The sequence below is a fragment of the uncultured Amnibacterium sp. genome (assembly GCF_964245895.1).
Classification (GTDB): domain Bacteria; phylum Actinomycetota; class Actinomycetes; order Actinomycetales; family Microbacteriaceae; genus Amnibacterium.
Window position 1 is genome coordinate 1 of the sequence record NZ_CAXTOQ010000128.1, and the last position, 10,023, is coordinate 10,023.

11 protein-coding genes are annotated in these 10,023 nt (G+C 73.7%); 6 read left to right on the forward strand and 5 right to left on the reverse strand.

Annotated elements, in window-relative coordinates:
- Both ACFE60_RS14635 and ACFE60_RS14640 read left to right on the forward strand, forming a co-directional pair.
- The coding region (locus ACFE60_RS14635; RefSeq protein ID WP_375389600.1) for a citrate synthase at window positions 1-1,142 on the forward strand (1,142 nt) is incomplete at its 5' end.
- A gap of 173 nt (window positions 1,143-1,315) precedes the next feature.
- Window positions 1,316-2,245: a hypothetical protein gene (locus ACFE60_RS14640; protein ID WP_375389601.1), complete on the forward strand. Its 930-nt coding sequence runs from the start codon at window positions 1,316-1,318 to the stop codon at window positions 2,243-2,245.
- 87 nt (window positions 2,246-2,332) lie between these two features.
- On the opposite strand, the gene dapD is transcribed toward ACFE60_RS14640, so the two are convergent.
- Window positions 2,333-3,265: a 2,3,4,5-tetrahydropyridine-2,6-dicarboxylate N-succinyltransferase gene (gene dapD / locus ACFE60_RS14645; RefSeq protein ID WP_375389602.1), complete on the reverse strand. Its 933-nt coding sequence runs from the start codon at window positions 3,263-3,265 to the stop codon at window positions 2,333-2,335.
- A gap of 62 nt (window positions 3,266-3,327) precedes the next feature.
- On the opposite strand from dapD, the gene dapE reads away from it, so the two are divergent.
- From dapE to ACFE60_RS14660, 3 genes are all read left to right on the forward strand, one after another.
- Window positions 3,328-4,404, forward strand: a complete 1,077-nt coding sequence (dapE, locus tag ACFE60_RS14650; RefSeq protein ID WP_375389603.1) for a succinyl-diaminopimelate desuccinylase — start codon at window positions 3,328-3,330, stop codon at window positions 4,402-4,404.
- Window positions 4,386-5,657 carry a hypothetical protein gene (locus ACFE60_RS14655; protein WP_375389604.1) on the forward strand — a complete coding sequence of 424 codons (1,272 nt, stop codon included), beginning with the start codon at window positions 4,386-4,388 and terminating at the stop codon, window positions 5,655-5,657. The genes dapE and ACFE60_RS14655 overlap by 19 nt, the downstream gene beginning before the upstream one ends.
- 85 nt (window positions 5,658-5,742) lie before the next feature.
- Window positions 5,743-5,910 carry a DUF3117 domain-containing protein gene (locus tag ACFE60_RS14660; protein WP_375389605.1) on the forward strand — a complete coding sequence of 56 codons (168 nt, stop codon included), beginning with the start codon at window positions 5,743-5,745 and terminating at the stop codon, window positions 5,908-5,910.
- 47 nt (window positions 5,911-5,957) lie between these two features.
- On the opposite strand, the gene ACFE60_RS14665 is transcribed toward ACFE60_RS14660, so the two are convergent.
- Window positions 5,958-6,587, reverse strand: coding sequence for an O-methyltransferase (locus tag ACFE60_RS14665; RefSeq protein ID WP_375389606.1), 630 nt, complete (start codon window positions 6,585-6,587; stop codon window positions 5,958-5,960).
- A gap of 53 nt (window positions 6,588-6,640) precedes the next feature.
- Between ACFE60_RS14665 and ACFE60_RS14670 the strand changes: the two genes are divergently transcribed.
- The gene (locus ACFE60_RS14670) at window positions 6,641-6,991 is read left to right on the forward strand and encodes a hypothetical protein (RefSeq protein ID WP_375389607.1); all 351 of its coding nucleotides are present in this window, start codon (window positions 6,641-6,643) and stop codon (window positions 6,989-6,991) included.
- Between the two features lie 10 nt (window positions 6,992-7,001).
- On the opposite strand, the gene ACFE60_RS14675 is transcribed toward ACFE60_RS14670, so the two are convergent.
- The 3 genes from ACFE60_RS14675 to ACFE60_RS14685 form a co-directional block, all read right to left on the reverse strand.
- Window positions 7,002-7,916 (reverse strand): LysR family transcriptional regulator, encoded by a 915-nt coding sequence (locus ACFE60_RS14675; protein ID WP_375389608.1) that lies wholly within the window; start codon window positions 7,914-7,916, stop codon window positions 7,002-7,004.
- 253 nt (window positions 7,917-8,169) lie between these two features.
- Window positions 8,170-9,267, reverse strand: a complete 1,098-nt coding sequence (locus ACFE60_RS14680; protein WP_375389609.1) for a P-loop NTPase — start codon at window positions 9,265-9,267, stop codon at window positions 8,170-8,172.
- The gene (locus ACFE60_RS14685) at window positions 9,264-9,875 is read right to left on the reverse strand and encodes a DUF1003 domain-containing protein (protein WP_375389610.1); all 612 of its coding nucleotides are present in this window, start codon (window positions 9,873-9,875) and stop codon (window positions 9,264-9,266) included. Before ACFE60_RS14685 ends, ACFE60_RS14680 begins: the two co-directional genes overlap by 4 nt.
- Between the last annotated feature and the right edge of the window lie 148 nt (window positions 9,876-10,023).

The following is a 10,023-nucleotide window of genomic DNA, read 5'->3' on the forward strand; positions in this document are numbered from 1 at the left end:
GGTTCGTGAACACCGCCTCGACGCGGTCGGCGATCACGTACATCGACGGCGACCAGGGCATCCTGCGGTACCGCGGCTACCCGATCGCGGAGCTGGCGCAGCACTCCACCTACCTCGAGGTCGCCTGGCTGCTGATCTACGGCGAGCTGCCCTCGGAGTCGGAGCTCGCCGACTTCGACGCCCGCATCCGCCGGCACACGCTGCTGCACGAGGACATGCGGCGGTTCTTCGCCGCGCTGCCGCACACCGCGCACCCGATGACCGTGCTGTCGTCCGGCATCAGCGCGCTGTCGACGTACTACGAGGACTCGCTGTCCGTGCACGACCCCGAGCAGATCGAGGCGGCGACGATCCGCCTCCTCGCGAAGCTGCCCGTCATCGCCGCGTACGCGCACAAGAAGACGCTCGGCCAGGCGTTCCTCTACCCGGACAACTCGCTGTCGTTCGTCGACAACTTCCTGCGCCTCAACTTCGGCACGAACGCCGAGCCCTACGAGATCGACCCGGTGCTGTCGAAGGCGCTCGAGCGGCTGCTGATCCTGCACGAGGACCACGAGCAGAACGCCTCCGCCTCCACGGTCCGCCTGGTCGGCTCGACGGAGGCGAACATGTTCGTCTCCGTCGCGGCCGGCATCGGCGCGCTCTCCGGCCCGCTGCACGGCGGGGCGAACGAGGCGGTGCTCACGATGCTGGCGCAGATCCGCGACTCCGGCGAGGGCGTCGAGAAGTTCGTGGAGCGGGTGAAGAAGAAGGAGGAGGGTGTGCGCCTGATGGGCTTCGGCCACCGGGTGTACAAGTCCTACGACCCCCGCGCGAAGCTGGTGAAGGAGAGCGCCGACGCGGTGCTCGACTCCCTCGGCGTGACCGACCCGCTGCTCGACCTGGCCCGCGAGCTGGAGCACATCGCGCTCGAGGACGACTACTTCATCGAGCGCCGCCTGTACCCGAACGTCGACTTCTACACGGGTGTGCTCTACAAGGCGATGGGCTTCCCGGCGCGGATGTTCACGGTCCTCTTCGCCATCGGCCGCCTGCCGGGCTGGATCGCGCACTGGCGCGAGGCCAACGTCGACCCGTCGACCAAGATCGGCCGCCCGCAGCAGCTGTACGTCGGCCCCCCGGAGCGCCACCTCGACCGCTGACCCGCGGATCCCGGGCGCCTCCCGCCATTCCGGGCGCGAAGAGTCGCCCCGAATGACGCAATGCGCCCGGTCTGCGGGCCGACGGCTCCTCCCCAGGAGCGATGCACGATGGTTCTCGTATCCAGCGGCTCCCGGGCCGTCGCATGCGGTGACGGGCGGCCATGCTGCCGCCCATGTCGATCCGAGGCGCTGACCGCCTGATCCTGTTCCGTGAGTCCGAGCGTCTCGCCCTGGGCAGCCGGTCGTTGCAGCGGGGAGCCGCGAACGGCGCGCTGCATCGGCTGCGGAGCGGTGCCTACGTGCCGGTCGAGGTGTGGGACGCCCTGCTGACCGACGACCGGCGGCGCCTCGAGACCGCTGCGATGGCCGAGATGCATCCCGCCTTCGTCGCCAGCCATCGATCCGCAGCGGCGCTCTCCCGCCTGCCCTCGGTGGTGATCGACGACGGTCTCGTCCACGCCCGCGTCTCGGTGGCGGCCGGTTCCCGGACGGAGCACGGGGTGCGGAAGCACGCCGTCCATGACACCGGCCTGCACCTGACCGTGATCGATGGGATCGTCACGACATCCGTCGAACGCACGGTGCTGGACCTCGCGGCCACCGAGCCGTTCTTCGAAGCCGTCGTCGCGATGGACGCGGCGCTGCGGGGTGGTGTGACGAAGGAGCGGCTGCTGATCGTCCTCGACGAGTGGGCGCCGAACCGCGGCCGCCGGCGCATCGAGCGCGTCATCGCCTTCGCGGACGGAGCCTCGGGATCGGCGGGCGAGTCGTGGTCGCGCGTGCAGATCGCCGAAGGCGGGCTGCCCGCGCCGCTGCTCCAGCAGCGGTTCTCGGATCGACAGGGGTTCATCGGCGAGGTCGACTTCTGGTGGCCGCGCTTCAACCTCATAGGAGAGTTCGACGGGATGAAGAAGTACCGCGAAGCCGAGATCCTGGCCGGACGGAGACCCGGCCGGATCGTGGAGCTGGAGAAGGTGCGGGAGGACCGCCTTCGCCGCTCCGGATCCCGACCCGGCGTCGACCGTTGGATCTGGTCGACGCTTCGTGTCCGAGGTGCCCTGGTCGCTCAGCTGCAGGCCGCCGGCCTCCCGCGCTCCCACTGACTCCGGGCGCATTCCGTCAACGCGGGCGCAAATTGTCGCCCGGATTGACGGAACCCGCCCGGATTCGGGGCCGGGGCCGGGGGCGGGCTACGCGTGCAGGGTCGGGTTCAGGGTCACGCCGGGCGTCGAGCGCGGCGTCGCCTCGATGCCGCCCGTGAGGCTGTTGCGGCGGAAGAGCCACGCGTCCTGGCCGGAGAGCTCGACGGCCTTCACGGTGCGGGGCTCCTCGCCCGGCACCCGCAGGGTCAGCTTCGTGCCAGCGGTGAGGTACAGGCCCGCCTCCACGACGCAGTCGTCGCCGAGCGCGATGCCGACGCCCGCGTTCGCGCCGAGCAGGCTGCGGCGGCCGATCGACACCCGCTGCGTGCCGCCGCCGGAGAGCGTGCCCATGATGGAGGCGCCGCCGCCGATGTCGGACCCGTCGCCGACGACGACGCCCTGGCTGATGCGGCCCTCGACCATGGAGGCGCCGAGGGTGCCCGCGTTGAAGTTGACGAACCCGGCCTGCATCACGGTGGTGCCGGGCGCGAGGTGCGCGCCCAGCCGCACGCGGGAGGCGTCCGCGATGCGCACGCGGTCGGGCAGCACGTAGTCGGTCAGGCGGGGGATGCGGTCGAGGCCGAGCACCTCCAGCCCCGTGCGCTTCAGCAGCGCGCGCCGCCGGGCCGCGTCCGCCGGCACCATCGGGCCGCGGGACGTCCACGCGTTGATCGGCAGGTGCGCCATCAGCCCGTCCAGCGCGATCGTGTTCGGCGCCACGACGAGGTGCGACAGCAGGTGCAGCCGCAGGTACGCGTCGGGCGTGGAGGCGATCGGCTCGTCGAGCGACGCCTGCACCGTGACCGCCTCGATCCGCACCCGGCGGACGTCGTCGATGTGCTCCGCCTCCTCGAGCTCCCGCGGCGGATCGGACTCCGGGGCGCGGCCGAGCGCGGGGGAGGGGAACCACACGTCGAGGACGGTGCCGTCCTTGGCCAGGGTCGCCAGCCCATGCCCCCAGGCCGCCCGCGCATCGCTCACCTCCCCAGGCTATCGAGGGGCCGGGCGGCGGACCCGACCACCCCGGTCGGTACGCTGACCCCGTGCCCGGCCTCGATCTCAGCGCGGACGCCGCGCTGCTCACCCGGGCGATCTGCGACGTCGAGAGCGTCTCCGGCGACGAGGCCAGGATCGCCGACCTGATCGAGGCCGCCGTCCGCGCCGTGCCGCACCTCGTCGTGCGTCGCTACGGGGACACGATCGTCGCGCGCACCGAGCTGGGCCGGCCGACCCGCGTCGCGATCGCCGGGCACATCGACACGGTGCCGATCAACGCCAACCTGCCGACCCGGGTCGTCACGGAGGACGGCGAGCGCTGGCTCGTCGGCCGCGGCACGGTGGACATGAAGGCCGGCGTCGCCGTGCAGCTGAAGCTCGCTGCCGAGATCGCCGAGCCCGTGCCCGACGTGACCTGGATCTGGTACGACCACGAGGAGGTCGGCGAGGACCTGAACGGCCTGAACCGCCTGCTGCGCGAGCACCCCGAGCAGCTCGAGGCCGACTTCGCGATCCTCGGCGAGCCGACCGCCGCCGGCATCGAGGGCGGCTGCAACGGCAACCTCCGCGCCGAGGTCCGCACCGCCGGCAGGCGGGCGCACTCCGCCCGAGGCTGGGTCGGCGTGAACGCGATCCACCTCGCCGCGCCGATCCTCGACCGCCTGGCCGCGTACGAGCCGCGCAGCGTGGAGGTGGACGGCCTGGTCTACCGCGAGGGCCTGAACGCCGTGACCATCACCGGCGGCATCGCCGGCAACGTGATCCCCGACGAGTGCGTCGTGCAGGTCAACCACCGCTTCGCCCCCTCGCGCGGCCCGGAGGAGGCGGTCGCGCACGTCCGCGAGGTCTTCGACGGCTTCGACGTGCGCATCGTCGACCTGGCCGCCGGCGCCCGGCCGGGACTCGACGTCCCCGTCGCGAAGGCGTTCGTGGACGCCGTCGGCGCCGAGCCGCGCCCCAAGTACGGCTGGACCGACGTCGCGCGCTTCTCCGGCCTCGGCGTCCCCGCCGTCAACTACGGGCCGGGCGACCCCCTGCTCGCGCACGCCGACGACGAGCGCGTGCCCGTCGCCCAGATCCATGCGGTCGAGACCGGGCTGCGGGCGTGGCTGACCGGCGCGTGACCTGGACCGCCCCGTCGTGGGGCGATGCGCCGGTGCGGACCCGGGCGCCCCGGGAGCGCACGGAGGCCGCCCGTCTGCCGTGGTGGGTGGTCGCGCTCGGGATCTTCGCCGCCTCCCGCGTCGTCACCACGGTCCTGTTCCTCTGGGTGCAGACGCTCGCGACGCCGCAGTCGCGCGCGGGCGCGACCCCCTCCTTCCTGGACCTCGTGAGCGCGTGGGACGGCCAGTGGTACTGGCTCATCGCGGAGAGCGGCTACCCGGCCGCGCTGCCGCTCACCGACGCCGGCGCGGTCGACACGAACCAGTGGGCGTTCCTGCCGGTCTACCCGGTCCTGGCGAAGGCGCTGACGTTCGGGGTGCTCGACTGGCGGATCCCCGCGCTCGCCGTCAGCGTCGCCGCGGGCTTCGGCGCAGCCGTCCTGCTGGGGGCGCTGCTGCTGCCGCGCATCGGCCGGTCGCGCGCCCTGTTCGCGGTCGCCCTGCTCTCCTGCTCGCCGCTGGCGTTCATGTTCCAGACGACCTACGCGGAGTCGCTCGGCCTGCTGCTGCTGCTCGGCGCGCTGCTGCTCGTGGACCGCGAGCGGTACCTCGCCGCGATCCCGGTCGCGCTCGTGCTCGCGTTCACCCGGCCCGGCGTGCTCGCGTTCGCGCTCGCGGTGGGGCTGCTGCTGGTGGTCCGGCTCGTGCGCGCGCGGCGCGGCGGCCCGCCGCTGCCGGCCGCCTCCCTCGCATCCGGGCTGCTGCTCGCCGGGCTGTCCGCCGCCGCGGGCTTCGCCTGGAGCGGGATCGCGGCGCTCGGGACCGGCCGCGCCGACGCCTACTTCGCGACCGAGGGCGCCTGGCGCGCGCTCTGGATGCCCGACGGCTCCATCACCCTCTTCTCCCCGTGGTGGTTCGCCGCGACGTTCTGGACGCGGCTGGCGCTCGGCGACGCCGCGGCGGTGTGGGCCGCGCCGGTGGTGCTGCTGGTCGTCGTCGGCGGGTTCGCCGCCCTGCTGCTCGCGCCGGCCACGCGGCGGCTGGGGCTCACCGTGCGGCTGTGGGCCGCGTCCTACGCGCTGTACCTGCTCGCGGTGTTCTTCCCGCAGTCCAGCGTGTTCCGCCTGCTGATGCCGATGGCCCCGCTCGCCGGCGCCGTCGTGCCGAGGTCGATCCCGGCTCGCGCGGCGGTGCTGATCGTGTCCGTCGCTCTCCAGGCGCTCTGGCTCTGGGTGTGCTACGGACCGGCCCAGACCTACTGGAGTGTGCCCTGATCAGGCACTCGGCTGCCTATGGTTTGGGAGTGGCGGTCCCGGGTGGGATACTTGGTGCACAGACCACCACGGAAAGGTGCCTCGCATGGCGGCGATGAAACCACGCACGGGCGACGGGCCCATGGAAGCCGTCAAGGAGGGCCGCCTCATCATCGTGCGCGTGCCGCTCGAGGGCGGCGGGCGGCTCGTCGTCTCCGTCAACGACGCGGAGGCGAAGGAGCTGCGCGACGCGCTCTCCGCAGCCGTCGGCTGACCCGATCCCTCCTGGAGGCGGGCGCGGTGGAAGCCGCGCCCGCCTCGTCACGGTCGGTGCAGGACGTGCAGCAGCCCGTCGCCGACGATTGACAGCCCGGCCAGCACCGACTCCCGCTCCCGCACGCTCTTCAGCATCCCGCGGTACGCGACCGTGACCCGGTCGCGCTTGGCCGGGTTCGCGACCCTGCCCTGCTGCAGGACGTGTGCGACGAGCACCGACCCGCCGGGGCGCACCAGCTTCAGCGCCGCGTCGACGTACTCCTGCACGTGCTCCCAGTCCGCGTCGACGAACACGAGGTCGTAGGCCTGCTCGTTCATCCGGGGCAGCACCTCCGTGGCGCGTCCCGTGATGAAGCGCGTGCGACGCGCCGGGTGGCCCGCGGCCTGGAAGGCTGCCCGCGCGGCCTGGTGGTGGTCGAGGTCCTGGTCGATCGTCGTCAGCTGCGCATCCGGCGCGCCCTTCAGCAGCCAGAGCCCCGACACGCCGGTGCCGGTGCCGATCTCGACGATCGCAGGCGCCTCGCGGCCGCCCGCGGCGAGCGCCAGCGCCACGCCGACCGCGGGGGAGACGGGCTCGATCCCGAAGCGGTGGGCCGCTTCCCGCGCCCCCTCGATCGCGTCGTCCTCGGGCACGAATGCGTCGGCGAAGGCCCAGCCGGCGGCGATCTCCACCATCCGACCCACTGTATGGGCCGCAGGAGCGCCGTCCGTCGATCTACGCTGTGCGGATGGACCCCTCGAAGCTGATCTTCATCGCGGTCCTCGCCCTCTTCCTGGTCGGCCCGGAGAAGCTGCCGGACTACGCCGCTCGGCTCGGCCGGTTCGTGCGCGGTGCGAGGCGCATGCTCGACGACGCGAAGGACCGGGTGCGGGAGGAGCTGGGCCCGGACTTCGACGAGGAGGAGTGGCGCAAGCTCGATCCCCGGCAGTACGACCCGCGGCGCATCATCCGCGACGCCCTGCTCGAGCCGCCGGAGCCCCGGCGCCGCGAGGAGGAGCCGGAGCCCGAGCCGGAGCCGGTGGTCCGCGCGGAGCCGCGGAAGGCGATCGCGACCGCGTACGACGACGAGGCGACCTGACGGGTCGGGCTCACGCCCGCTCGGCCGGACCGAGCGTCGCGGCGATCGACCGCAGCGCGTCGACGACCACGCGTACGCTCGGCCGCTCCGCGGTCTCCCGGCGCATCAGCGCCGCGATCCGCCGCGTCGGCAGCAGCTGCGCGAGCGGGCGCAGCACGATCCCCGAGCCGCGGCCGCCGGAGGTGAACCGCGGCAGCACCGCCAGCCCCTCGCCCGCGGCGACCAGCGCCTCCACCACCCGGGTGTCGGAGAACCGCTGCACGATCCGCAGCTGCGTGCCCGCGACCCGTTCGATCTCGGCGTAGAGCCGCTCGGTCGGGAAGTGCGCCGGCACGCCGATCCACGGCGACGCGGCGATGTCGACGGAGGTCACCTCGGGCGCCTCCGCCAGCGGGTGCCCGACGGGCAGGGCGACGTCCAGCGGCTCCTCCGCGAGCGGGACGACGACGAGGTCGCCGTCCGACCACGCCGGGGTGGGGCCGACCGCGTGCGCGATGACGATGTCGTGGTCGTTGACCAGCGCGGGGAAGTCGCCCGCCACCGGGTCGACGTCGGTCGCGACGAGCTCGAGCCCCGGCACCTGGTGGACCGCCTTCATCAGCCCGGGCAGCAGCATGCGCCCGGCCGTCGGGAACAGCGCCAGCTCGACCCGGCCCTGCGGGCTGGCGACGTAGGTGCGCCAGGTCTCCTCGGCCTGCGCGATCGCGACCGCCACGTCGCCGGCGGAGCGCGCGAGCGCCTCGCCGGCGGGCGTCAGCGCGATGCCCCGGCCGGACCGCTCGGTCAGCGGCAGACCCGCTTCCCGCTCGAGCGTCTTCAGCTGCTGCGACACCGCGGACGGCGTGCGGTGGGTGGCGATCGCGACCGCCGTGACACTGCCCCGCAGCTTCAGCTCCCTGAGCACCTCGAGCCGCCGGACGTCCATCCGGCCAGCCTATGGACGCTTCAGATCGTCTGAATCACGGTTGCAGAACAATTCGCTTGTCCTTCACCCTCCCAGGGAGATTGAATGTTCGCAGCGGGTCGTGCACCCGTTCTCCGAACACGAAGGAACCCTCATGATCGTCGTCCTGCTCGTCCTCGCCGCCCTGGGCGCCTACGGGACGGTGGCGACCGTCGCCGCGGTGCGGGCGGACGGCTACGGCGCGGTGCCGACCCGGCGCTTCTGAGTCGGGGCGTCACACCCCGAGCGGCAGCCGGCGTCCGCTGAGACCCCTGCCGAGACCGGCCACCGCCGTCGCGAGCGCCTCCAGCTCCGCGGCGGCGTCGTCGTGCTCGGCGACGAACGGCTCGCCGGCGTCGCCCGCGCGCCGAAGCGCCGCGGACAGCGGCACTCGGGCCAGCACCGGGACGCCGAGCCGAGCGGCCACCTCGCTGCCGCCGCCCGAGCCGAACAGGTCCAGGACCGAGCCGTCGGGCAGCGTCGCGGGCGACATCGTCTCCACGACGCCGATCACTCGCTGACCGAGCTTCCGCGCGACCAGGCCGGACCGGACGGCCACGTCGGACGCCGCCGACTGCGGCGTCGTCACCACGAGCACCTCCGCCGACGGCAGCAGCTGGCCGAGCGAGATCGCGACGTCCCCCGTGCCCGGAGGCGTGTCGACCAGCAGCACGTCGAGGTCGCCGTAGTGCACGTCGGTCAGGAACTGGTTCAGCGTGCGGTGCAGCATCGGGCCCCGCCACGCCACCGCGCCGTCGCGATCGGCGGGCGGCAGGAACATGCCGATCGAGATCGCCTTCACGCCGTGCGCGACCGGCGGCACGATCAGGCCGTCGAGGTCGACCGGGCTCGTCCCCGGCGGGATCCCCAGCAGGCCGGGGATGGAGAAGCCGTGCACGTCGGCGTCGAGGACGCCGACCGCCAGGCCCCTCCGCGCGAGCGCGACCGCGAGGTTGGCGGTGACGGTCGACTTGCCGACGCCGCCCTTGCCGCTCGTCACCGCGATCACGCGGGTCAGCGAGTCCTCGCCGAACGGGTTCCGGCGCTCGCCGCGCAGCCGCTCCGCGAGCGCCGCGCGCCGCGCAGGCGCCATCACGCCCAGCTCGACCCGGACCGCGACGATGCCCGCGACGCCGGCGGCCGCCTCCCGGACCTCGCGCTCGATGCGGTCGGCCGCTGGGCAGCCGACGACCGTGAGGCTCAGCCGGACGACTGCGTCGCCGCCGTCGACCGTGACGTCGTCGAGCATGTCGAGCTCCGCCAGCGGGCGCCGGATCTCGGGGTCGCGGACCGCGCCGACCGCGGCGAGCACCTGCTCCGCGGTGGCGGTCACGGCCGCGGTCGCGTCGACCGGGGGCTCGGGCGCCGCAGCCCCGGCTCGTCGTCGTCCTCGGCCGGGTCGTCCTCGGACGCCAGCTCGGGCCCGGCCCCTCGGGCGCCGCTGCGCCGGTCGAGCTCCTCCAGCAGCGTCCGCAGCTCCGACCGCACGAAGTCCTGCGAGGCCATGTCGCGCACGAGCAGCCGCAGCGCCACGATCTCGCGCGCCAGGTACTCGGTGTCGTCGAGGTTCCGCTCGGCGCGCTGCCGGTCCTGCTCCACCTGCACGCGGTCGCGGTCGTCCTGCCGGTTCTGCGCGAGCAGGATCAGCGGCGCGGCGTAGGAGGCCTGCAGCGACAGGATCAGGGTCATCACCGCGAACCCGTTCGCGATCGGGTCGAACTGCGCCCCGGCCGGGGCGAGCGCGTTGTAGATCAGCCAGATCGCCACGAAGACGGTCAGGCCGATCAGGAACGCCGAGGTCCCCATCGCGCGCGCGAACGACTCCGAGAACCGGCCGAGCACGTCCCGCCCCGACGTGCGGCGCAGCCCGCGCGGCAGCCCCTTCGGCGCCTCCAGCGGGTCGACGTCGCGGCGCGCCCTGCGGCTACCTGGCGCGGCCACGGGGGCTCCTCCTCGACGGCACCCGCTGCGGGACGGTGGTGATCGCGGCGGTGTCCGTGGTCACCCGGGCGGGCGCGTGGATGTCGGTGTCCGTGCTGCGCCAGTCGTCCGGCAGCAGCCGGTCGAGCACGTCGTCGACCGTCACCAC

Coding starts and splice junctions, on each gene's coding strand:
- ACFE60_RS14640 (WP_375389601.1), top strand. CDS start 1,316: ATGTCGATCCGAGGCGCTGACCGCCTGATCCTGTTCCGTGAGTCCGAG.
- ACFE60_RS14660 (WP_375389605.1), top strand. CDS start 5,743: ATGGCGGCGATGAAACCACGCACGGGCGACGGGCCCATGGAAGCCGTC.
- ACFE60_RS14665 (WP_375389606.1), bottom strand. CDS start 6,587: ATGGTGGAGATCGCCGCCGGCTGGGCCTTCGCCGACGCATTCGTGCCC.
- ACFE60_RS14670 (WP_375389607.1), top strand. CDS start 6,641: ATGGACCCCTCGAAGCTGATCTTCATCGCGGTCCTCGCCCTCTTCCTG.
- ACFE60_RS14675 (WP_375389608.1), bottom strand. CDS start 7,916: ATGGACGTCCGGCGGCTCGAGGTGCTCAGGGAGCTGAAGCTGCGGGGC.